17 protein-coding genes are annotated in these 24,561 nt (G+C 56.7%); 3 read left to right on the top strand and 14 right to left on the bottom strand.

The window, feature by feature from the left end; translation table 11 throughout:
* Nucleotides 1–26 precede the first annotated feature (26 nt).
* Nucleotides 27–1,673, bottom strand: coding sequence for a dihydroxyacetone kinase subunit DhaK (locus V1599_RS00355; protein ID WP_395300855.1), 1,647 nt, complete (start codon nt 1,671–1,673; stop codon nt 27–29).
* A gap of 137 nt (nt 1,674–1,810) precedes the next feature.
* Between V1599_RS00355 and V1599_RS00360 the strand changes: the two genes are divergently transcribed.
* On the top strand, nt 1,811–3,313 hold the full coding sequence (locus V1599_RS00360) for a helicase HerA-like C-terminal domain-containing protein (RefSeq protein WP_395300856.1): 1,503 nt from the start codon (nt 1,811–1,813) through the stop codon (nt 3,311–3,313).
* On the opposite strand, the gene V1599_RS00365 is transcribed toward V1599_RS00360, so the two are convergent.
* Nucleotides 3,293–4,234, bottom strand: a complete 942-nt coding sequence (locus V1599_RS00365; protein ID WP_395301599.1) for a TIGR01212 family radical SAM protein — start codon at nt 4,232–4,234, stop codon at nt 3,293–3,295. The genes V1599_RS00360 and V1599_RS00365 overlap by 21 nt on opposite strands.
* Before the next feature lie 687 nt (nt 4,235–4,921).
* Here V1599_RS00365 and gltB point away from each other — a divergent pair.
* Both gltB and V1599_RS00375 read left to right on the top strand, forming a co-directional pair.
* Nucleotides 4,922–9,382, top strand: coding sequence for a glutamate synthase large subunit (gene gltB / locus V1599_RS00370; protein WP_395300857.1), 4,461 nt, complete (start codon nt 4,922–4,924; stop codon nt 9,380–9,382).
* Nucleotides 9,383–9,391: 9 nt separating this feature from the next.
* Complete coding sequence (locus tag V1599_RS00375) at nt 9,392–10,810, top strand: glutamate synthase small subunit (RefSeq protein ID WP_395300858.1); 1,419 nt, start codon at nt 9,392–9,394, stop codon at nt 10,808–10,810.
* Nucleotides 10,811–10,856: 46 nt separating this feature from the next.
* On the opposite strand, the gene V1599_RS00380 is transcribed toward V1599_RS00375, so the two are convergent.
* The 12 genes from V1599_RS00380 to V1599_RS00435 form a co-directional block, all read right to left on the bottom strand.
* Entirely contained in the window at nt 10,857–11,702 is an 846-nt protein-coding gene (locus V1599_RS00380; protein WP_395300859.1) for a StfH/YfcO family fimbrial adhesin, read from the bottom strand.
* A 1-nt stretch (nt 11,703) separates the two neighbouring features.
* On the bottom strand, nt 11,704–12,231 hold the full coding sequence (locus tag V1599_RS00385) for a fimbrial protein (protein ID WP_395300860.1): 528 nt from the start codon (nt 12,229–12,231) through the stop codon (nt 11,704–11,706).
* Nucleotides 12,228–12,704 (bottom strand): fimbrial protein, encoded by a 477-nt coding sequence (locus tag V1599_RS00390; RefSeq protein WP_112010932.1) that lies wholly within the window; start codon nt 12,702–12,704, stop codon nt 12,228–12,230. Before V1599_RS00390 ends, V1599_RS00385 begins: the two co-directional genes overlap by 4 nt.
* Nucleotides 12,701–13,204 carry a fimbrial protein gene (locus V1599_RS00395; RefSeq protein WP_395300861.1) on the bottom strand — a complete coding sequence of 168 codons (504 nt, stop codon included), beginning with the start codon at nt 13,202–13,204 and terminating at the stop codon, nt 12,701–12,703. Before V1599_RS00395 ends, V1599_RS00390 begins: the two co-directional genes overlap by 4 nt.
* A gap of 13 nt (nt 13,205–13,217) precedes the next feature.
* A complete protein-coding gene (locus V1599_RS00400) occupies nt 13,218–13,985 on the bottom strand; it encodes a fimbria/pilus periplasmic chaperone (protein ID WP_395300862.1) in 768 nt (255 codons plus the stop codon).
* Between the two features lie 6 nt (nt 13,986–13,991).
* Nucleotides 13,992–16,661, bottom strand: a complete 2,670-nt coding sequence (locus V1599_RS00405; protein WP_395300863.1) for an outer membrane usher protein — start codon at nt 16,659–16,661, stop codon at nt 13,992–13,994.
* A 132-nt stretch (nt 16,662–16,793) separates the two neighbouring features.
* Nucleotides 16,794–17,354, bottom strand: coding sequence for a fimbrial major subunit StfA (stfA, locus tag V1599_RS00410; RefSeq protein ID WP_395300864.1), 561 nt, complete (start codon nt 17,352–17,354; stop codon nt 16,794–16,796).
* A 785-nt stretch (nt 17,355–18,139) separates the two neighbouring features.
* Complete coding sequence (locus V1599_RS00415; RefSeq protein ID WP_395300865.1) at nt 18,140–19,630, bottom strand: MFS transporter; 1,491 nt, start codon at nt 19,628–19,630, stop codon at nt 18,140–18,142.
* Nucleotides 19,631–19,676: 46 nt separating this feature from the next.
* Complete coding sequence (gene nanA, locus V1599_RS00420; RefSeq protein WP_395300866.1) at nt 19,677–20,570, bottom strand: N-acetylneuraminate lyase; 894 nt, start codon at nt 20,568–20,570, stop codon at nt 19,677–19,679.
* 125 nt (nt 20,571–20,695) lie between these two features.
* Entirely contained in the window at nt 20,696–21,475 is a 780-nt protein-coding gene (gene nanR / locus V1599_RS00425) for a transcriptional regulator NanR (RefSeq protein WP_395300867.1), read from the bottom strand.
* Nucleotides 21,476–21,577: 102 nt separating this feature from the next.
* Complete coding sequence (locus V1599_RS00430; RefSeq protein WP_181573223.1) at nt 21,578–22,138, bottom strand: hypothetical protein; 561 nt, start codon at nt 22,136–22,138, stop codon at nt 21,578–21,580.
* Nucleotides 22,135–24,561, bottom strand: a complete 2,427-nt coding sequence (locus tag V1599_RS00435; protein ID WP_395300868.1) for a fimbrial biogenesis outer membrane usher protein — start codon at nt 24,559–24,561, stop codon at nt 22,135–22,137. Before V1599_RS00435 ends, V1599_RS00430 begins: the two co-directional genes overlap by 4 nt.

A 24,561-nucleotide genomic window follows, 5' to 3' on the forward strand; every position in this document is an offset into this window, starting at 1 on the left:
GCAAACACTAAAAACGGTAACGGTTGTTACCGTTTTGCATCTAGCATGGCCTTAAACACCTCCGCCACCGCGACCGCCCCCGGATCGGTCACCCCGTCCAGATTCTCTTTATTCACATACGACGAGCGCCCCGCGCCCGCTTTCTCCATTTTTGCCGTCGCGTCAGCGCCTGCCTGTGCCGCCTTTGCCGCCGCCTTAAGATCGCCTTTCTGCAGCGCCTCAAGCGCCGGCTGCAGCGCATCGATCAGGGTACGATCTCCGAGATCGGCCCCACCGTAGTGCTTCATCTGCGCCAGCCCGCCCAGCAGCGCGTCCGCCAGCGGCTTGCCGTCTTGCAGCTTCTGCCCGGCCGCCGTAAAGAAGATCGACATCAGTACTCCGCTCGATCCCCCCATCACGGTCGCCAGACGTTCGCCCACCAGCAGGAGCAGCTTTGGCAGGTCGTTAAGCGGCAGCTGCTTTTTCTCCAGCCGCTGCGCAATGTCCCGCGCGCCATGCGCAAAGGTTGACCCCGTATCCCCGTCGCCCACTTTGGCATCCAGCGCGTTCAGCCTGTTCTCAAGATCGAGCAGCGTCTGCGTCACCGCCCGCACGCCTGCCGCAACCTGCGCATTCTCCGACGGCGTAAACTCCACGCTGTCGTGAATTGCGGTATGGGCCAGCGTTTTCACCGGCGAAAATGCAACGGGCTTTTGCCAGCCCAGCGTCTCAACGCTTTCAGTAAGCGCCTTCTCAAAGGTGTCATTAAGCTTCAGCAGGGAAAGCGAAAACCCTTTCATATCCAGCGAGCTCACCAGCGGCGCGGGGCCAATCAGGTAGGCTATCTGCTCTTTGAGGGCCGAATGCGCCAGCTCTTTGGTCAGCAGCGCCATCTCCAGCGCCGAAACGCCACCCAGATTGTTAATCAGCACCGCGAAGCGACCCTCACCCGCCTGTTCCATAAGCGGCTTCACCAACGTCTCGATAATCCGCCTGCTGTTTTGCGTATCCACAACGGAAGCCCCCGGCTCCCCGTGGATGCCCAGACCAAGCTCAACGTGGCCTTTTTTGATGCGCCCCTCTTCATCATCGCTTCCTGGAAGATTGCAGGTTTGCATGGCCACGCCCAGGCTCCAGAGGTTATCGCACGCCTGCCGCGCGATATCCCGAACCTCGTTCAGCGACTTGCCGCGCTCTGCCGCATCGCCCGCAATTTTATGCACCAGCGCCGTACCGGCAATGCCGCGCGGCTGCTTGTTGTCCGGCAGGGCAATATCATCCGCGACGATGACCATTTCGACCTTCAACCCGTAGCGCTTGGCTTTTTCAGCCGCCAGGCCGAAGTTAAGGCGGTCACCGGTGTAGTTTTTGACAATCAGCAGACAGCCACGGTCGCCCGTTACCGCCACGATGGCGTTAAGCACCGCATCCACGCTCGGCGAGGCGAACAGATCGCCACACACCGCCGCCGTGAGCATCCCTTTTCCTACAAAACCGGCATGTGCCGGTTCGTGACCAGAGCCACCGCCGGAGATGACCGCCACGCGGCTTTTGTCCCAGTCGCCGCGCGCCACCACGCGAATTGCAGGGTCGATATCAAGCTTCACGAGATTACCGTGCGGCGCGGAGATCAGTATGCCTTCAATGGCGTCGTTGACCAGCTGTTTGCGGTCGTTAAAGAAGAATCTGGACATAGCTTTCCAAAATTTTGTTTACCGTATGCAAAAGCATAGCCTGCGCTGGATAATGCGCCGCAAGGTCAGGAATTTACGCAGACATTTTGCCGTCGGGTTGCCTATACTGCACCCATGTCAAAATGAGGACGCGCATCATGAGTACACCCTTGTTAATTGCCCGGACGCTGGAAAAAGAGCTGTTTTTACTGCCCGCAATGGCAAACCGCCACGGCCTGATCACCGGCGCGACGGGAACGGGTAAAACCGTCACCCTACAAAAGCTGGCAGAGTCGCTTTCAGAGATTGGCGTACCGGTATTTATGGCCGATGTTAAAGGCGATTTAACCGGCGTAGCTCAGGAAGGTGCGGCGTCGGAAAAACTGCTCGAGCGCCTCAAGAACATTGGTATTACGGACTGGACGCCCCACAACAACCCGGTTGTGCTATGGGACATTTTTGGCGAGAAAGGCCACCCTGTTCGCGCGACCGTCTCCGACCTAGGCCCGCTTCTTCTCGCCCGTCTTCTGAACCTGAATGAGGTGCAGTCCGGCGTGCTGAACATCATCTTTCGCATCGCCGACGATCAGGGGCTGCTGCTGCTTGATTTCAAAGATCTGCGCGCCATTACGCAATATATCGGGGATAACGCTAAATCCTTCCAGAACCAGTACGGCAACATCAGCAGCGCCTCGGTGGGTGCTATTCAGCGCGGGCTGCTGACGCTGGAGCAGCAGGGTGCCGCGCACTTCTTCGGCGAGCCGATGCTGGATATCAAAGACTGGATGCGCACCGACGGTAGCGGCAAAGGCATCATTAATATTCTCAGCGCGGAAAAGCTCTATCAGATGCCCAAGCTCTATGCGGCAAGCCTGCTGTGGATGCTGTCTGAAGTGTACGAACAGCTGCCGGAAGCGGGCGATCTGGAAAAGCCAAAGCTGGTCTTCTTCTTTGACGAAGCGCATCTGTTGTTTAACGATGCGCCTCAGGTGCTGCTGGATAAGATTGAACAGGTCATCCGCCTGATTCGCTCCAAAGGCGTGGGCGTTTGGTTCGTTTCGCAAAACCCATCGGATATTCCTGACAACGTGCTCGGCCAGCTCGGTAACCGCGTTCAGCATGCCCTGCGCGCCTTTACGCCAAAAGATCAGAAAGCGGTGAAAGCCGCCGCGCAAACCATGCGGGCCAATCCCGCGTTTGATACCGAAGCCGCGATTCAGACTCTGGGGACAGGTGAGGCGCTCATCTCCTTCCTGGACGCAAAAGGCAGCCCGTCGGTGGTCGAACGCGCAATGGTCATTGCCCCCTGTTCAAGAATGGGGCCCGTGACCGACGATGAACGCAACGGCCTGATCAACCACTCGCCGGTTTACGGCAAATACGAAGATGAAGTGGATCGGGAGTCGGCGTTTGAGATCCTGCAAAAAGGGGTGCAGGCGGCTACCGAATCTCAGGACGCGCCGGCTGCCAAAGGTGAATCAGTGGCCGTGGACGACGGCATTCTCGGTGGGTTGAAAGATATTCTCTTCGGCACCACCGGGCCGCGCGGCGGCAAGCGCGACGGCGTGGTACAAACGATGGCGAAAAGCGCGGCGCGGCAGGTCACCAACCAGATTGTGCGCGGCATGCTGGGAAGCCTGTTAGGCGGCCGTCGTCGGTAAATGCGGAACCCACGGGCGGCCCAGCGCCGAGCCCTGAACGCCGTGTTCGTGCAGATAGCGGTCGATTTCCAGCATCCCCGTCCAGCGGTTTTCACACCAGAGCGGTGCCAGAAGCGTGGGGCGGCGGGCGCTGGCGGAGATGCGGTGATAGACGATCTCCGGCGGCGTGTGGCGAATCATCTCGCCTGCCGTCACGGTGTACTCATCGAGTTCGATGCCGCTTAGCCGCCCCGCTTCCCAGGCCTTCGCCATAATGCTGCCTTTCACAATGTGCAGCGGGTGGAGCTTGATGCCGTCCACGCCGGTTTCGACCACTCTTTCCAGCGTGTCGACCCCGTGCTGCTGTCCTTCGCCCGGCAGGCCGACAATCAGATGTGAACAGACCTTCAAACCTCGCGCGCGCGCAAGGCGCGTAGTGCGCTGGTAGCAGGCAAAGTCATGCCCGCGGTTGATGCGGTGCAGCGTTTTGTCATGCGCCGTTTGCAGGCCCAGCTCGAGCCAGATTTCGTATCCCTGCTCTTTGTACTCGCTGAGCAGATCCAGCACGGCTTCCGGCACGCAGTCCGGACGCGTGCCGACGCACAGCCCCACGATATTGGCCTGGCTCACCGCCTGCTGGTACATCGAGCGTAATACCTGCACCTCCGCCCACGTGCTGGTGTAGGCCTGAAAATAGGCCAGATACCGTTTGGCGCGGTTTACCAGGCTGGCCTGATGGGCGAGTTGTTCAACAATGGATTTGTGCTGCTGGGCTTCGTCAGCAAAAGACGCAACGTTACAGAAGGTGCAGCCGCCGCGCCCGATGGTGCCGTCGCGGTTTGGGCAGCTAAAGCCCCCGTGCAGCGTCAGCTTGTGAACCTTTTGCCCATACCGCTGCAAAAGATCCCCACCAAACATATTGACTAATTTCTGTAACTGCATAATCTGATAGACCGTCCCGATGAAAGGGGACAAGCCTGCCATTTTTAGCCTCTGTCGGCGATGACCTGGATCAATCGCCATGGACGGCCTTTATCTATTTGAATAACTACTCAAGATTACCGCAATTTCATTCACGACATTCGTGATTACTTTTCCTTATGTTCTGATGGTTTTTTTTATTAATACCGCCCCCACGGAAAAACAGTGGGTTTATGCGGGTTTGCACTGCATACCAGAGGATTATCCTGCACTAAAAACACTATTCAGCACGCTGCATTGATAATACCGCTTTCATATAGTGAGTCAGATCACATTACGCTGCGTCTTTCCGAAGGCCAATACGCTTGTAAAAATCATTAAATATCATTTAAATTCAATCAGATAAAACACTATTAACACATTTTTTTATAAATAAGATTGCCATTTGACCTGTGTATCAATTCCCGATAAGTTGGAAATCCGCTGGAAGCTTTCTGGATGAGCGGCCTGCTCATCATATTTATGCAGTAATTGAGATTCCCTCTGAAGCAAGTCCTCAAACTTGTTTACCTGCGCGAAAGGATGAAAAAGAGGGCGAATGCGAGGTCCGCGTATGAAACGCAAACCCCGTCGCCATGCTCTTTCTGCGCCTGCGCGCCACGGTAAAGTTCAGTGGGAAGCCCGACGAGCCTGGGGAGGTTCACTGATATGTTGTACGATAAATCCCTTGAGAAGGATAACTGTGGTTTCGGCCTGATCGCCCACATAGAAGGCGAACCTAGCCACAAGGTAGTGCGTACTGCTATTCACGCACTGGCCCGAATGCAGCACCGTGGCGCTATTCTTGCCGATGGTAAAACGGGCGACGGTTGCGGCCTACTGCTGCAAAAACCGGATCGTTTCTTCCGCATAGTGGCGGAAGAGCGCGGCTGGCGTTTAGCCAAAAACTACGCCGTCGGCATGCTGTTCCTGAATCAGGACCCTGAAAAGGCAGCCGCCTCGCGCCGCATCGTCGAAGAAGAACTTCAGCGTGAAACCCTGTCGATTGTTGGCTGGCGCGATGTGCCAACCAATGAAGGGGTGCTCGGTGAAATTGCCCTCTCCTCGCTGCCTCGTATTGAACAAATTTTTGTCAACGCGCCTGCGGGCTGGCGTCCACGCGATATGGAGCGCCGCCTGTTTATCGCCCGCCGCCGCATTGAAAAACGTCTTCAGGATGATAAAGAGTTCTACGTCTGTAGCCTCTCCAACCTGGTGAACATCTATAAAGGTCTCTGTATGCCGGCTGACCTGCCGCGCTTCTACCTGGACCTGGCGGACCTGCGTCTGGAATCGGCCATTTGCCTGTTCCACCAGCGCTTCTCCACCAACACCGTGCCGCGCTGGCCGCTGGCGCAGCCATTCCGCTACCTGGCGCACAACGGCGAGATCAACACTATCACCGGCAACCGCCAGTGGGCGCGCGCCCGTACCTATAAGTTCCAGACCCCGCTGATCCCTGACCTTCACGATGCCGCGCCGTTCGTCAACGAAACCGGCTCGGACTCCAGCTCCATGGATAACATGCTTGAGCTGCTGCTGGCGGGCGGGATGGACATCGTGCGCGCCATGCGCCTGCTCGTGCCGCCGGCCTGGCAGAACAACCCGGATATGGACCCGGAGCTGCGCGCGTTCTTCGACTTTAACTCCATGCACATGGAGCCGTGGGACGGCCCGGCGGGCATCGTCATGTCCGACGGCCGCTTCGCCGCCTGTAACCTGGACCGTAACGGCCTGCGTCCGGCGCGCTACGTCATCACCAAAGACAAGCTCATCACCTGCGCCTCTGAAGTCGGTATCTGGGACTACCAGCCTGACGAAGTGGTCGAGAAAGGCCGCGTTGGCCCGGGCGAGCTGATGGTTATCGATACCCGCGGCGGGCGTATACTGCACTCCGCTGAAACCGATAACGATCTGAAGAGCCGCCACCCGTACAAAGAGTGGATGGAGAAAAACGTTCGCCGCCTGGTGCCGTTCGAAGACCTCTCTGATGACGAGGTTGGCAGCCGCGAGATGGACGACGACGCCCTCGCGAGCTTCCAGAAACAGTTTAACTACAGCGCGGAAGAGCTGGACTCGGTGATCCGCGTGCTCGGTGAAAACGGCCAGGAAGCGGTCGGCTCAATGGGCGACGACACGCCGTTTGCCGTGCTCTCCAGCCAGCCGCGCATCATTTACGACTACTTCCGCCAGCAGTTTGCGCAGGTGACCAACCCGCCAATCGATCCGCTGCGCGAAGCGCACGTAATGTCGCTGGCCACCAGCATCGGCCGCGAGATGAACGTCTTCTGCGAGGCCGAAGGCCAGGCGCACCGCCTGACCTTCAAGTCGCCGATCCTGCTCTACTCCGATTTCAAACAGCTCACCACCATGGAAGAGGAGCACTACCGCGCGGACACGCTCGATATTACCTTCGACGTGAACGAAGCGAGCCTCGAAGAGACGGTGAAGGCGCTGTGCGACAAAGCCGAGCAGATGGTGCGAAACGGCACCGTTCTGCTGGTACTGTCTGACCGCAACATCGCGAAAAACCGTCTGCCGGTGCCTGCGCCAATGGCCGTGGGGGCGATCCAGACGCGCCTGGTGGACAAGAGCCTGCGCTGCGACGCCAACATTATCGTTGAGACCGCCAGCGCGCGCGATCCGCACCACTTTGCCGTGCTGCTGGGCTTTGGCGCGACGGCAATCTACCCGTACCTGGCCTACGAAACGCTGGCGAAGCTGGTCGATACCCGCGCGATCGAGAAAGACTACCGCGCCGTGATGCTGAACTACCGTAACGGCATCAACAAAGGCCTGTACAAGATCATGTCCAAAATGGGCATTTCGACGATTGCCTCCTACCGCTGCTCGAAGCTTTTTGAAGTGGTCGGCCTGCACGATGACGTTGCTAACCTCTGCTTCAAAGGCGTGGTCAGCCGCATCGGCGGCGCCGGATTTGCTGACTTCCAGCAGGATCTGGTGAATCTGTCGAAACGCGCCTGGCTGGCGCGCAAGCCGCTGGATCAGGGCGGGCTGCTGAAGTACGTTCACGGCGGCGAATACCACGCCTACAACCCGGACGTGGTGCGCACGCTGCAGCAGGCGGTTCAGAGCGGCGAATATAGCGATTATCAGCAGTATGCCGAGCTGGTCAATAACCGTCCGGCGGCGACGCTGCGCGACCTGATTGCCCTGAATCCAGGGGATGAAGCGGTCAGCATTGACGACGTTGAGCCTGCGTCCGAGCTGTTTAAACGCTTCGACACCGCCGCGATGTCCATCGGCGCGCTAAGCCCGGAAGCCCACGAAGCGCTGGCGGAAGCCATGAACAGCATCGGCGGTAACTCGAACTCCGGTGAAGGCGGTGAAGATCCGGCGCGCTACGGCACCAACAAAGTGTCCCGCATCAAGCAGGTCGCCTCCGGCCGCTTTGGCGTGACGCCGGCATACCTGGTCAACGCCGACGTGATCCAGATTAAAGTCGCTCAGGGTGCAAAACCGGGCGAAGGCGGCCAGCTGCCGGGTGATAAAGTCACCCCGTACATCGCCAAACTGCGTTATTCCGTGCCGGGCGTGACGCTGATCTCCCCGCCGCCGCACCACGATATCTACTCTATCGAGGATTTGGCGCAGCTGATTTTTGACCTGAAGCAGGTCAACCCGAAAGCGATGATCTCCGTGAAGCTGGTTTCCGAACCGGGCGTGGGCACCATCGCCACCGGCGTGGCGAAAGCCTATGCGGACCTGATCACCATCGCCGGCTACGACGGCGGTACCGGCGCAAGCCCGCTCTCCTCCGTGAAATACGCGGGCTGTCCGTGGGAGCTTGGCCTGGTGGAAACCCAGCAGGCGCTGGTGGCTAACGGCCTGCGCCACAAGATCCGCCTGCAGGTGGACGGCGGCCTGAAAACCGGCCTCGACATCATTAAAGCGGCGATTCTGGGTGCGGAAAGCTTCGGCTTCGGTACCGGCCCGATGGTGGCGCTCGGCTGTAAATACCTGCGTATTTGCCACCTGAACAACTGCGCAACCGGCGTGGCGACCCAGGACGAGAAGCTGCGTAAGAATCACTATCACGGCCTGCCGTTCAAAGTGACCAACTACTTTGACTTCATCGCCCGCGAAACCCGCGAGCTGATGGCGCAGCTGGGCGTGAAGCGCCTGGTCGACCTGATTGGCCGTACCGACCTGCTGAAAGAGCTGGAAGGCTTTACCGCCAAGCAGCAGAAGCTGGCGCTGGGCAAGCTGCTGGAAACCGCGCAGCCTAAAGCTGGCAAAGCGGTGTACTGCACCGAAAACAACCCGCCGTTCGACAACGGCGTGCTGAACGCGCAGCTGCTGCAGCAGGCAAAACCGTACGTGGACGACAAGCAGAGCAAAACGTTCTGGTTTGATATCCGCAACACCGACCGCTCCGTGGGCGCCTCGCTCTCCGGCTACATCGCGCAGACGCACGGTGACCAGGGGCTGGCAGCCGATCCGATTACCGCGCACTTCAGCGGTACCGCGGGTCAGAGCTTCGGCGTGTGGAACGCGGGCGGCGTTGAGCTGTACCTGACCGGCGATGCCAACGACTACGTCGGTAAAGGCATGGCGGGCGGCCTGCTGGCGGTCCGTCCTCCGGTCGGTTCCGCCTTCCGCAGCCACGAGGCCAGCATCATCGGTAACACCTGCCTGTACGGCGCGACCGGCGGCCGTCTGTTTGCCGCGGGCCGTGCGGGCGAGCGTTTTGCGGTGCGTAACTCCGGTGCCATCACCGTGGTGGAAGGCATCGGCGATAACGGCTGTGAATACATGACGGGCGGGATCGTGTGCGTGCTGGGTAAAACCGGCGTGAACTTCGGCGCAGGCATGACGGGCGGTTTTGCGTACGTCCTGGACGAAGACGGCGAGTTCCGCAAGCGCGTGAACCCGGAGCTGGTGGAAGTGCTGGACGTTGATACGCTGGCTATCCACGAAGAACACCTGCGCGGTTTGATTACCGAACACGTGCAGCATACCGGTTCTTCGCGCGGCGAAGAGATCCTGGCGAACTGGCCGGCATTCTCGGCGAAATTCGCGCTGGTTAAGCCAAAGTCGAGCGATGTTAAAGCCCTGTTGGGTCACCGTAGTCGTAGCGCAGCAGAGCTGCGCGTGCAGGCGCAGTAAGGGGTAGCAATGAGCCAGAACGTATACCAGTTTATCGACCTGCAGCGCGTTGATCCGCCAAAGAAACCGCTGAAGATCCGTAAAATCGAATTTGTTGAAATCTACGAGCCGTTTTCAGAAGGCCAGGCCAAGGCGCAGGCGGACCGCTGCCTGTCCTGCGGCAACCCGTACTGCGAGTGGAAATGCCCGGTACACAACTACATCCCGAACTGGCTGAAGCTGGCCAACGAAGGGCGTATTTTTGAGGCCGCCGAGCTGTCTCACCAGACCAACACCCTGCCGGAAGTGTGCGGCCGCGTCTGTCCACAGGATCGTCTGTGTGAAGGCTCCTGCACGCTGAACGACGAGTTCGGCGCGGTGACCATCGGCAACATTGAGCGCTATATCAACGATAAGGCGTTCGAGATGGGCTGGCGTCCGGATATGACCGGCGTGCGTCAAACCGACAAGCGCGTGGCGATTATCGGCGCGGGTCCGGCGGGCCTGGCCTGTGCGGACGTCCTGACCCGCAACGGCGTGAAGGCGGTGGTTTTCGACCGCCATCCGGAAATCGGCGGTCTGCTGACCTTCGGCATTCCGGCCTTTAAGCTGGAAAAAGAGGTCATGACCCGCCGCCGTGAAATCTTCACCGGCATGGGCATTGAGTTCAAGCTGAACGTGGAAGTGGGCCGCGACGTGCAGCTCGACGATCTGCTGAAGGACTACGACGCCGTGTTCCTCGGCGTGGGCACCTATCAGTCCATGCGCGGCGGGCTTGAGAACGAAGACGCGCCGGGCGTGTACGACGCGCTGCCGTTCCTGATTGCCAACACCAAACAGCTGATGGGCTACGGCGAAACCGCCGACGAGCCGTTCGTCAGCATGGAAGGTAAACGCGTGGTGGTGCTGGGCGGCGGTGATACCGCGATGGACTGCGTGCGTACCTCGATTCGTCAGAACGCGGCGCACGTCATCTGCGCCTATCGCCGTGACGAAGAGAACATGCCGGGCTCTAAGCGCGAGGTGAAAAACGCGCGCGAAGAGGGCGTGGAGTTCCAGTTCAACATCCAGCCGCTGGGCGTGGAAGTGAATGCCAACGGCAGGGTGAGCGGCGTGAAGATGGCGCGCACCGAGATGGGCGCGCCGGATGCAAAAGGCCGTCGTCGCGCCGAAATCGTGGCCGGCTCTGAGCACGTGATCCCGGCAGACGCCGTTGTCATGGCGTTCGGCTTCCGTCCTCACAGCATGGAGTGGCTGGCGAAGCACAGCGTCGAGCTGGATTCACAGGGCCGCGTCATTGCGCCGGAAGGCAGCGACAACGCCTTCCAGACCAGCAACCCGAAAATCTTCGCCGGTGGCGACATCGTGCGCGGTTCGGATCTGGTGGTGACGGCGATTGCCGAAGGCCGCAAGGCGGCTGACGGGATCCTGAACTACCTGGAAGTGTAGTCACAACATCAGGCGGAGGAAAAACGCCTCCGCCTGATGTGCAGCGCTATAGCTGTTCAAGAATATACTGGAAATTACAGGTCGCGTTGATCGTCCCTGAACCTACGCTCTTCGTGTTAACGGCAACGTTAATATCATGCAGCTCTTTGTCCGTTATCGGATGCGCTACCGCCGTGGTAGTGACAATCGGGTTATCACACCCCAGCACCGTTAGCGTTGTCCCGGTTGCAACATAACGGCACCCCGCACCGCGTTCGTCGAACTTGCTGCCGTCACACAGCATGCTGCTTTCCATCAGGTAGGTATGCAGCGTGGCGTTAACCGTTCCGCCATTTGGCACCACCTTTAGCACCTTCTCATGCTGCATAGCACTGGGCGACCAGGAGACGTCGTAGGTGGCAACCGGTACGGAACATCGTGAGTCACGTACCGTCGGGCCGCGATAGGATCCGATATTCGTCGCCGTGGTGGGATAGCTGTAGGCGTAGGTCGTCGTGAGCCAGGGGCAGCCGTCGTTATCCTGTGAAACCGTAATATCAAAAATATTGTGGCGACAGCTGTAAAGGCTGCGGTCAATGCCTGGGCAAAGAGAATAATCAACGTTTTGGAAGCTTCTCAGCGTTAATACCGGCGCGGTACCAGGACCGCTCCATGATTTAAGCGTCGCATTTTGGTTTTTCTTAGGCGGCATACTGTATACGCCGTAATACACACCCTTCGGGGTTGCCACCATAGTATTAATATCAACGGTTGTGGCGGCCATTTTCCCGGCGCCATAATAAATATTCACCCCCTGAAAGGTATTGCCTACTTTCTGCTTACTTTGCGCCATGCCGCCTGAACTGAAGCCTAAAAACAGCAGCAGGGCCGCCAGCACTATTTTTTTGTTCATCTTACAGATACTCAAAATTGGCCGTTGCCGACGCGGAAAACGAGCCGGCAGAGATGCCGGAGGACGAAATCGCCTGCACCACCGCATTCAGCGCCAGCTGGTTGCTGCCCGGCACCAGCGTGAAGGTGGTCCCGGCGGCGTTATTAATATCTACCACCCTACCCGTTAGCGTCCTGATGCCAATGGCCACGCCGCCCGCCGTCGAATTGGCATCCAGCGCCAGGTACCCCTTTAACCCGGCGGCCTCCGTGCCGGTAAAGGTCACCCGCACGCCGCTGCTGAGCGCGCTGTCGCAGTCGTTAAGCTGCAGGGTAAAGGGCTGCGGCGCGGAGGGCGCACGCAGTAAATCACCTGCGCTAAGTACCGGAAAGGCCACCTCCGCCAGCGTGCCGCCGTTCACCACCACCGTGCAGGCGCTGGCGACCAGGTTACCGCGAAAGCGCAGGTTATCCACGCTGGCCTGCGCAGCGGAAAACGCCAGCATGCCGATGCACGCCAGCATCCGCCCGGCCTTTCGGCATACGATCATTGGTAATCCACCTGTAGCGTGGCCCACGCTTCAAATCCCCCTTCCTTCAGCGTCGCCCCGCTTTTCTTCACCGGCACCGCCGTCAGCGTCGGCCTGGAGGCTTCCTGAATGGTAATGTTGCTGCCGATCGTAAACGGCGTATTGTTCTGCCGTAGCTCAATTCCCAGCCCCTCGACGCTTGTCGCCACCGCCGCGTTGTTAAACTCCACCGGCGTGCCGCTCAGCGTCAACGTCATGGACATCGCCTCGTCGCGATAAGTGGAATCGCAGGTAATCGTGTAGGGAACCGGCTGGCTGTAATTGCTGCCGTCGATCTTCTCGATCAGCACGTTATTGAAATTCACGTCGATCGTTTGGGCGTTATCGATGGTACATTTTGGCCCCGCAATTAACGTGCCATGAAATTTCAGATTATCTGCTGCCTGTGCGGTGCCGCTGGCGAACAGCACTAGCGCGAGTGCGAATTTATTCATTGATACTCCACCACCAGCGTTGCCGCTGCATTGAACTCTCCTGCCGTAAGCGTTGTTCCTGCTGACTTCACGAGCACAGCTTCTAACACCGGATCCGTTCTGCCAGGCTGAAAGTTCCACCAGCTGGACGTCCCTACGGGCAACAGCGTTTTATCCGCCTGCGTTTGCAGGCGAATACCTAATCCATTCACATCCGTCTTTAAAACCTGTTCACCGTTTACCGTCATTGCCGTTCCCTGGATCTGCATTTTCAGATAATCGCTGGCGCCACCGGAACAAATCAGGTTGTAGGGCACCTGTTTTGCATTGCTACTGCCATCAACGTTTGTCGTCATTATCGTGCCGAACTCTACCGTCGGGGCAGTGACCGTACAGGGCGGAGGTGCGTTTATGGCGATAATCAGCTTCAGGTTCACCGTTTTATTTGCCGCCCACGGCGAAGCCGCTACGCTGACCAACAGCAGTAAAATGGCAGAGCGAATTGTCGTGTGTCGCGTCATCTCATGGCCCTTACTAACGCGTGTGCGCTTTTCGGGTCTGCTCTTCGTTCACGGCGCACGGGTTGACGCTGCAGGTAAATACCAGCGGCAGGCGTGCGCCGTAGTCGTCAACGTAGGTCAGCACCGGCGACGTGCCGAGGTCGCTCACCTTCACGGCCATGCTCTGACTGCTGCCCGGCGCGACGACAAGCGGCGCGAATCCGGGTGCCGTTTTGCCGTTCACCTTGTCGGCGGCGTCGCTGACAATCACATACCACGCGGTAGGGTTGTTGACCTGCCATCCGTTGTCCCGGCGGGCCAGCGTAACCTTGTATTGCCAGGGATGCCGGGCGTCCACTTTCGCGATTGCCGCCGGACGGTAGAACAGCTTGATGCGGGTCTGCAGCGCAATCTGCAGCGTGTTCGGCTTATCGCTTTTCGGCGGAATTTCGCGCACGTTATAGAAAAACAGCGTCTCTTTATCCTGCGGCAGGGCGCTTAACGCCGGCATTCCCTGAATTTTTACCTGACCTATCGACTGCGCTTCAATGCGTTGCACAGGAGGGATCGCCGTCAGCGGCGAGGTGATTTTATTGCCCTTTTCGTCTTCTACCCAGGACTGTGCCAGGTACGGCAGTTTGTCGCTGGCGTTTTTCAGATCGATCCCGATCGATTTCTCATCGCCCTTGAATACCAGACGTGTACGATCGGGGGCGATAGCGGCTTGCGCGCTACATGCCCCAAGCGCCAGGCTGGCAATCAGCAGCACGATTGCCTTTGGACGAAGGCGATATCCTTTCATGGTCAATTATTCTCCGTTATGCGTAACGCGTTGACGGGACGAAAGCCGTTCTGGCGCTTTGTCCGCCATGAGTCTGGTTTGTTGTTGCAGCATGGGCTGGGGCACGGGCTGCGTCTCCTGCGGCAGCGCACCGCCCTGGCACAGTAGCAGCAGGCCGCTGTAGAGATCGGCGGGCAACGGCGCGGGCAGCGTCACTTCACACTGAGGTTGATTGTCCCAACTCACCTGCATGGCTTCGCCCGCGTTCACGCCAATCAGGAATACGCTGCCGTCGCTGTCGACGATCCCCACCTGCTGCTGACGTGCATTCTTCACCTCGGCACCAAACGGCGGAGAGTCGCCGTTGCGCAGGCGGATCGCCGCCATCATCTTTTCGCCGCTGACCACCTCCAGATGACGGTAGCCGATGGCCCCTTCCGTCAGCGTTGCCTGGGTAACCGAGTTAATCGCCTCGGCGTTTTCCGGCAGTTTCGTGACGTCGATTTTCACCTGGTTGCGGTAGTAATCGTTCACCTCGGTCAGCACCGCTTTCCCAAAAACGTTGGTATATACCGGCGTGCCGTAGCCGCCGACCGGCACATCCGCCTGCTGGTCAACGTCAACCAGCAGACGCGTACTGCCCGTGACGCCGCTGCGGTGCAGCGCCCCGCCTTTCGCGGTGAGCGTCGCACCGCCGCGCAGCGACAGGCCGCCAGAGGTATACTCGCCTTCCTGGTAGTTCAGGCTGGCATCCACGTCGGCGACGCTGGCCTGGTGCCGGTAGTAGCCATCCAGCGTCGCGCCGGTGTCGCCGTGACCGGCGTTAATCTGGTAGTTATTGTTATCGTCCAGCCGCTCGTAGTAGCCCGCCTGGCTGCTGTTATTGCCCCCACTGAACGAGCCGTTATAGCTTAAGGTCCGCTCGGTGCCCCACGGCACGGAGAGCGAGACAAACACGCCGTCATCCGCCTCGTCGTCATATTCATTGCGGTAACCGTTAATGGATAAGCTGAGGTTGCGTATTTGCCCCACGGAAAAGAAGTGCGATAGCGTCAGGTTGTAGCTGTCCTGGCTCGGGCGGTTCCAGTAGGTGCGATGGGTAAAATTAATGTAGGCATTGACGTTCAAATCGCTGAAGCTCTGGCTGTAGGTCAACGTGTACATCTCTTTATCATGACCCGAGCGAACGCGTTCACCGTCGCCGCTGTTAGCGTCCAGGTACTCATCCATGGTCATGTAGTTCTCTTCTGAGAAACGGTAGCCGGCGAAGGTGATACGGCTGTCCAGTTCGTCAAAATCCTTCGCATAGCTGGTGCGATATGAGTTCCCCTGAAGCATGCCGTCGCCATAGTCGCTGCCCTCCGGTACGCTGGCCCGGGAGTGAGTGACATCGAACGACAGCGCGCCTAACGCCGCCATATCATGGCCGATACCGATCGCCAGAGCCTGATAATCCTCTTCACCAATCCCGCCGCCGTACAGCGACCAGCCGTTAGTCATGCCCCACGAAAGCTCAGCCGTGGAAAACGGCGAGCCTTCCATGTGGTGGTCCCAATCCTGAGGTCGGCCCACCGCGACTTTGTAGCGCAGCTGGCCTGGACGGGTTAAGTAAGGGATGGAGGCGGTGCTGACGTCATATTCCTGCACCTGGCCGTTCTGCTCTTCAATTCTGACGTGCAGATCGCCGGAGACGGTTTCGTTAATGTCCTGAATGCGAAACGGACCGGCCGGGACCTGAGATTCATAGATCACGCGCCCCTGCTGGGTGACCGTGATTTTTGCATTGGTGCGCGCGACGCCGGAAATTTCCGGCGCGTAGCCGCGAAGGTTTGGCGGCAGCATCCGATCGTCGGTGACCAGGCTGGCGCCAGCGTAGTTAAAACTGTCAAAAATATCGGAAACCAGCGCGTCTTCGCCCAGCTTCAGCTGCGCGCGCAGCGCCGGGATTGCGCGGTAGGCATAGTAGCGGCTCCAGTCCCAGCGTCGCTCAGTTTGCGACGAGGAAAACGCGTCGTCGTCCTTCTCATCCGCCTCTGCACGGAGGTAGCTGGCCTGCCAGTCGGCGCGCAAACGCCAGGCAGCGAGGTTCGCCCCCACGGTACCGTTGCCACTGACGTCGTAGCGGTCACCCGCATCATGCTCCGGGCGCTGCCACTGGCTGTTCACGCTGTAGTCAAACAGCAGACCGGAAATGCCTTCATCCCAGCGCGACGGCGGATCCCAGTCGGCATCGGCGTATTCCAGCCAGGCCTGCGGGATAATCACCGTGAGCGTGGATTTGCCCAGATCGGTTTGTGCCGCCATACCTTCCAGCTGATGAGGCTCGAGGCAGGTTCCCGCCTGTCCCCACCGCAGGTTTTCAACGAGTTCAGGCTTCAGGCCAAATAATGCCACCAGCTCGGGCGTCAGGCAGGGATCGCTTTCATCAGGATTGTCATTCAGGGCGGAGTAGGTAATTGCGCTGTCCTGGCTCACGACAGTCTGGTTAACCAGTACCGTTAGCGTATAGCGTCCGGGCATGACATAACCCTTGCGCGAAAAGCGGCCCAGATTGATTTTTGCGCCTTCTTTAATATCCAGAAACTGCGTATTAAATTGGATGGGCTGTTCAGCAAAACTATTTCCAATATCGCCGAAAAAGGTTAGGCCAGCAATAGTCGCAACGATGCTCAAACGATAAGAAGAATATTTAAGCATTGAGCAATTCATCCTTGATCACAGGCTTATTTATAATAATTTCTTACAAAGTAAAATCCGGCGCCAGGGTTCTACAGTACCCCCGGATTTTTTAAAAAGCCCCGCAGCGTCATGCTGCAGGGGACTCAGATATTACAGATAGCTGATTGCAAAATTCACTACGCTGCTGAACTCACCGGTATCAATCTTGGTGACGGCGGCATCACCCTGTACCCATGCTTTAAAATTCAGCGTCTGGTTAGCCAGCGCAACGCCTGCGCCATCTAAGGTCATCGCCTGGTCAGAGTTAGCGCTCAGTGGAATACGGGTTCCCTTAGCATTACCGATCACAATGCTGGAGCCTGCCATTTCGCCTTTAGCGCCCATCAGCGCGACGTTGCCCGCGTTAGTAGTGGATTCATTACCCGCTGCGGAGAATACGGTGGACATATTCTTCTCCGTGGTAAAGGCACAGTTTTCCAGGCTGATATTAAAATCAACCATAGAAGAGCTTTTACCGCCCAGAAGAGAACCCGTACCGATGTGGCCCAGGTCAACGGTCTGATGTTCGTCACCCACCGCAATTGAGCATGGAGAATCTTCAATCGTACCGGTGAAAGTTACGGTGCCAGTATTCGTGCCAGCAGCATTAGCAAAAGAGGCAAAACCCATTAACAGCGCAGCAGAAACCGTTGTTTTTACAGTAGAAATCATTTTTTTCATCCTTAAAGAAATAGACTGCACCTGACATTATTAAAATTTATCAGCGTGCAATGAAATTATATAATCCTGAATAGTGAAAACAGCGCCCATAACAATTAGCTTACAGAGCATAATTAGAAAACATCATATATCAATATAATCCTGCCAGGGATTATTACCGGAAATATAATGTCATTTAGGCGGGCAGCAGTATTCTTCTCTCCAATTGGAATATCAATAATTATTCGCTAAAAACCCTTTTAAGCCCATCTAATAAAATTAGGCCACTCGATCTTTCCGATCACTAAACCTACAAAATAGGGAGTATTAATTGAATTTTTAGATAAAAACGAGTATTTACAATGATGAAGATAATTAGTACCCAACTATGCATATTTAGGGTAAATACAAAAATACGCATACACTGGATATATCGAGGATAAAACAAGCGCTACTTAAAATATTATTTAGAGAGAAATTAATTTTTATACTACCATTACCGCAAAGTAAAGGCCTGATTAACGAGTTTACCATTTGATTTTTTCTATATATATAGAATCATTATTTATTGATCAATTATTCTGCGCATACCATAAATATGGCCAATTAAAAAGCATACATTACAGCCAGTGATGATGTGCAACACGCTCGATTTACGAGCCTGGGGCCATAAAAAAAATTGTGACTAACCTTTACAAATTGGATATGAAAATAGTCGTTCAGGATCAATAACGCGCGCTGCATTAAACACAGGGGATCGAAATCCCCCTCCCGGCGGCAAGGGACGGCGCATTACGTTACCCTTTATGCTTAATCAGGCTATTCCTGATGCCGCTAAAGGGCACTGTGCCGCTCAGCGGTTTACCGTCAATGGCGTCATGCGTGCGCAGCGCTTCCGGCCTTATCCAGCGCTGAACGCGGGAAGGCATATCCAGACCGATGAGCAGAATAACCACAAACGTCAGGCCAAAGGAGAGCGACCCCAGCGCCGTGCCGAGCTGCATATTCTGTGATAGCAGAGCGCCAATGACCGGAGCAATTGCGCCCCCCAACGCGCCGACGTTGTAGGTAAAGCCGAGCCCCGCGGCGCGCTGGTCGGTATCGAAATAGCCGCCGATAAGCTTGGGTAAGATCCCGGAAATCCCCTGTCCCAGCATCTGTTGGAAAAAGAGCAGCAGACCCAAAATCCAGACGTTTGCACCGCCGATGGCAAAGACGGGGATGATAAGCAGCTGCGAGGCCAGCAGGCTACAGACGTAGGCCCTGCGGGTGCCCAGCCAGTCGCCGAGGAAGCCGCCGACGCAGCAGCCCACCGCCGCGCCAAATCCGCTAAAGAACAAGACTTTTGCCACGGTTGACGGGTCATACGCCAGTTCGGTTTTCAGGTAAGTCGGCAGTAGCGCCTGAATAGGCCACGAGTAGAGGAAGGCAAATAGCACAACAACCATCAGCGTAACGCCCGTCGGCCAGCGTTTGCCGCTGCTTTGCACCATAAAGCTGATGAAAACGATGGCGCACAGCAGGCCAAGAATCATAACCAGCCCCGCATTGTTAAGCTCGCCCGCAAAGCAGAGCCACAGCGCGGTACCGGCAAACAGCGTCATCATCATGTTTATCGCGCGGTATTTGCCGCGATAGAGAATGTCGACCATCGTGCGCACCGGGGCTTTACCCTCATGCTTCGCCTGCCAGTCTTCCGCCTCGGGAATGTTTTTACGCAGCCACAGCGCAAAGACGATGGGCAAAATGCCAATAAAGAACAGCGCTCGCCAGCCCCAAACCGGCACCACCAGGCTATAGATCTGAGCCGCGATGACGGCACCCACGGAGAAACCGGAGATCAGAAAACCGCTCGCCTTATTGCGCAGGTGCTTCGGCCAGCTTTCAATCACGTAGGTTGCGCTGGAGCCATATTCGCCCGCCATCCCCATGCCGATCACCATTCTAGCAATAAACAGGGTTACGTAGTCCGGCGCAAAACCGCAGGCCAGCGTCCCGCAGGAGAACAGGACAATGCTGGCAATCATCGCCAGCTTTCGCCCGTAGCGATCGCCCATCGCGCCCAGCAGTAACCCGCCAAACCAGCGTGAAATAAAGGCCGCGGAAATCAGGCTCGCGGCTTCAACCGTTGTCAGACCAAATTCACTTTTTACTTCTGTCAGCACTAAGGCAATTAAAACAAAATCGAAGCCATCGAGCAGATATCCCAGCCAGGCGGCGGAGAACGCGCGCCACTGAGGGCGGCTAAGATGGCGGTACCACGGGATGCTTAGGGTAGACTTACTCATTTCACTCTCCCGACGATTTCTCTGTCGTTTGCCGGACGGCATTGCGTTAGCGTTTTTCCGCCATTAGCTGCTCCGCCAGGGCCTTCAGCTCTGGCACAAATTTTTCTTCCACGGGTGCAAACGGCTTGCGGCACAGCGGCACGGAAACCACGTCCATATAGTGCAGCACCGTTTTCAGACCGCGGAAAACGCCCGCCTGGATGAGAAGATCGATGACCTTGTTGCACTCGCTCTGTAAACGCTGCGCGGTAGCGCTATCCCCTTCCCGCACCGCCCTGGCGATCGCCTGGTAGCGCCAGCCCATGATGTTGTACGTGCTGCCGATCCCACCGTCCGCGCCCGCAAGCAGGCCAGAAGCAAAGATCTCATCGTAACCGTTGTAGAGCACCAGATCCGGATGCGCGCGGCGGATCTGCTCCATCTGGAAGAGATCGCCGGAGGTTTGCTTCAGCGCCCCGACGCCCGGCAGCGTGACCAGAGTATTGATGTGATCCAGCGTCAGCTTAACCCCGCTCAGCGCCGGAATGTTATAGACCACCATCGGTAAACCATCAGCAGAATCAATGATTGCACGGTAGTGGTCGCAATGTTCTTCAAAGCTGAAGGGGTAGTAAAACGGCGTGACGGCAGACACGGCATCGAAGCCGTAACGGGCGGCAGAGGTCGCCAGCCGCTGGCTTTCCGCCGTACTGACGCAGCCGACGTGTGCGATCAGGGTAATTTTTCCCTGCGCCTCTTCCGCCACGATTTCCATAACCTGTTCACGCTCGGAAAGGCTTTGTACAAAGGCCTCGCCCGTCGAGCCTCCCACGTACAGGCCATCAACACCCTGCGCAATATTGAACTGAACAAGCCGGCGCAGGCTCTCTTTATCAAGCGCCTGCGGTGAATTGAACGGGGTCAGGAGCGCGGCCATTACGCCGCGTAATTGCGTTGCCATAGTTACCTCAATCGGTCGCATGTTTGTAATAACGATATACCTTTATACCTGTTATACCAGACTAATTAAGCAGCAGTGGAATACAGAACGCCTATATTGCGATCTGCTTCACTAAAGGATCGTGACTATTGGGTTTTAGAGCTCTCGCCGAAGGCGTGCCAGGTGGCGGATACGCTGTTGAGATGGGTTTGCAGTGCCCGATCGGCTTCATCCGGATCGCGGCGACGGATCGCATCGACGATAGCAATATGCTGCCGGTAGCTCACTTCGTTATGCTGATAGAGCTCCGCGTCCGGAACGGTAGGACGCGCAGCGATGAGCCAGTCGAGCAGCGCCACATGGACCGCGTTAAAGATGGGATTCCCGGGGATCTCCGCCAGCACGCGGTGAAAATCAACATCGGATCGAATAAACAGCGCATTGTCGTCGAGGGACCGGCTGTTGATCTCCAGCGCCTTTGTCAGCTGCGCGATCTGATCGTCAGTGGCGTACTCTGCGGCGTAGCGAACGAGGCTGGATTCAAAGAACAGGCGGAGCTGCTCAAAATGGGCGATACCGCCGGGCTGGGTCAGAAAATCCTTCGCCATCCCTGATAGCTCGCTGATGATAGTATCAGCGGAAGGCATGGTGACGCGGGCGCGCTCGCCGTTATTGATCTGCACCAGGCCTTTGCGCTTGAGAGCCGCCAGCGCTTCACGCACCGAGGGGCGGCCCACGTTGAAAAATTCCATCAGTTCACGCTCGGAGGGCAGCTGCTCTCCCTGCGCAAATTCCTTTCGGCGGATCATCTGCTCCAGCTCTTCTTCCACCATTTCGGACAGTTTTTTGCGCGCCAGCGGTCGACGACGAAGGCTGCGTCCTGGAATGTCTTCAGAGTTTTCAGCTTTAAGATCAGTCGGTTTCATTGCAGTCCGGTGCTATTGAAGGAAAACAGTTCATCATAACACAGGAAATTAAAGGGAGGGGAAATGGCCTTATGGTGCACGGCGCTCCATAAGGCCAGGACATCAGTGAGTCAAAATTTTCCAGCTGAGATCGCTTTCCAGCTGCGTGACGTCCGCCGTGTTCCTGAATGCGTTATCCCTCAGCACCGGGAAGACCGTTACCCTAAAGCTCATCTGCTGCGCTGTCGGGACTTTGTTGTTTTCCACGGCAACAACGGTTTCGTTATTTTTAAGATATAACGATGACGCGGTTTCGCCCTCAGGCGTTAAGTTAACCTGGTCAAGGGTTTTACCGACGTTGTAATTTTTGCCGTCAATGATCATATTGTCGACTTTGACCGCAACGCCGCCCTTTTCACCGAACATAAAACGGCCTTTTTCCCCCGCCGCCCCCTGAAGAAGTACGCCAATCTGCTGCTGTTCAGGGCAGAAGACATTCACGTTAACTTCACGCTCCGGCATTTTGTGCCAGTTCTGCTGGGTGGTGACAATGTTGTCTCGCTGAAGCTGATGGTAATCCACCACGGTTTGCGACAGCGTGATCTGGCAGTCACCGGCAAAAGCTACAGCAGGTAAACAGAGCGCCAGCAGCCCGGCGAGGGTCATTTTTCGCTGAATGTTCATCGACATACTCCATTCACTTCTTCGTAAAATGCGTTTTCATCTCGCTTATCGCTGAGGGTGAAATCGATCTGACACAGTTGTTTGTTGTTGTCATCCATTGCATACAGCTTATCAAGCTGATCGGCGTCGCTCAGGAAGATGTGCCCATCGTCCACGCTGGTTACAATGTAATTTCCTTTACCATCAACAATCGAAAGGCCTTTTGCCAATGGCTTACCATCAGGATGCTTCACGCGCAGCATAACGCGGCGGCTGTTGAGCACTTTAAAGGTCACTTCACTGACGGACGCATGCGCCGCGGCGACATACTTAGTACCGTTTGCGAGGGACATACTCTGAGGCAGCTTATTCGCATCGATTTCCAGGCGTGAGTTGCGCCATTCGCTTAAGCCCGGCACAACGGCCTGCCCCCAGCGGTCCGTCCAGACGGTTCCCTGTGGGGTGGATATCTCGACGCCGCTCTTAGGCTCGCTGAGTTTAGCGATAGCAAAGGTGTCTTTGATCGCATAAGGCGAGAAGGTCACGCCATCCTTGTGCATCGCGATACCGCCCGACAGGGTCGCATTGTAGTTACGCTGGTGATCGCTGCTGGTGCCGCCACCGATCCCAAGCTGGGTATAGTGGAGGTTGGACGTGATATTGCCGTTAAAATTGTTTTCTTTAGAGTCTTCATCCCGGTCAGCTGAGACGTAGTAATAGGTGTTATCACCAATCGCTCCGTTATTCGCAACGCCGTAACTGGTGCTGTCACCCTGCTTACGCATATAGGTGCTCAGGCTTTGAGACCCGCCGAGAGGAATGCTCAGGTTGACGTAGAGCAGATCGTCATCCTGCTCATCGTCATCATCATTGTTTCCTACCGCACTCTGCCAGTTCACCGTGACAGTTGCGTATTTGAACGTTTTCCCCCAGCTAAGCAGCAGGTAGCGCGAATCAGGCCCGTCACCCGCGCTCTGGTCGTAGTTGAAACCGGCGCTGAATGTCCCCGCAATCCCAGATGAGAAGCTAATATTGCCTGCGTAGGAGTTATCGTTAGGTTCAAAATCATCGTCCATCGCGTCAGCGAGTTCACGGTAGTCTTTGCTAAAGTGCGTTGCAGAGGCTGATAACCCTACGTTTTCGCCCAGCGCATAGTCGCTTGATAACTCCGTTTTCAAACCCTTGTAGCTCTCGCCAAAGTTCGATTTGCTGGTGGCTGCCGTTGCCGATACGCCCCAGCGGTCAGTGAGCATAAAGTCAGCTCTGCCCCCTACGGCCTGGTAATCTTCCGCAGCCACGCCTGATGCGAGAAGGTTCATCCACGGCATGATGCGCCAGCCGTCGGAAACGTTCACGACCATCGGATCGTCGTAATCACTGTCGATGTCACGCACCTGGCCTGCGGAGAACGTCAGGCCCTGTGGGCGCGCCAGGTTCTTCGATCGCAGGGAGGCGGCCGGCACAATAAAGTGGCTGCTAGAGCCATCTGTCTCAACCACGGTGACGTCAAGATCGACGTTGTTACGCACCATCGGCACGTCGTCAAGCGTGAAGGGACCTGCCGGCACTAACGTACTGAAGATGAGCTGGCCGTTCTGACGCACCTCGACACGAGCCTGCGGGGAACGCGCGATGCCCGTTACCGTCACGCCGGAATTATCTTTTTGCAAACCAGGCGTTGGCATCAGTTGAACGCCCGTAATCGGTACGCCGTTCAGGACATCCGACATGGCATTAACTTCACCGACCTGCAACGTCAACCGCTGTGGGACAAACACATGCTCGGCATAGGTATAGATACTGTCCGCATTCCTTTCTCCGTTATCATCCGTCAGGATATATCGGCTGCGCAGTGACCAGTCCATAGCATTGAAGCCTGCTTCGAGGTTCGCCTGTGAATAGCGGCTATTATCAGAACCTTCATACTCATTACGGGTGCTAAACAGCGAATAGTTAAGCAGACCAGCGGTACCGCCATGCTGGAAGTTTTTGATGTCTGCCGTCAGGCTGTTAATAGCTTCCTGTGGAAGATAGAGCTCAACAGCTTCCTGGTTTGGCAGTGAGTTCACCACGGCCTGCGCATAATCGCTGTGAATATCGTGGCACGTCTCGCTGGCTTTCAGAGGAACAGGAATGAGGCCAGCAAACTCCAAAAAGTCATTATCAATACACAGTACGCCGTCTTCGTTGAAGCGCACTGCCGCAGTTCCACGATCCTGACCATTGACCTTAACCTGCACGGAGTGCGTTCCCGGAAGGAAGCGCGGCGCTTCGGCAAAGTAATGGTTAAGATCCATGCTTAAACCACGGGACTGAATGATGCCTGTATCAAACGTCACTTCCCTCGCCTGGAGGGAAGTGGAGTTCAGTAACACCAGAGGTAACGTGCCGCAAAGGATCGCGCGGACACAAAGTGCAAGGCGGCTTTTTTTACACACCGTCAT

The sequence above is a fragment of the Enterobacter sp. ECC-175 genome (assembly GCF_043968675.1).
Taxonomy (GTDB): domain Bacteria; phylum Pseudomonadota; class Gammaproteobacteria; order Enterobacterales; family Enterobacteriaceae; genus Enterobacter.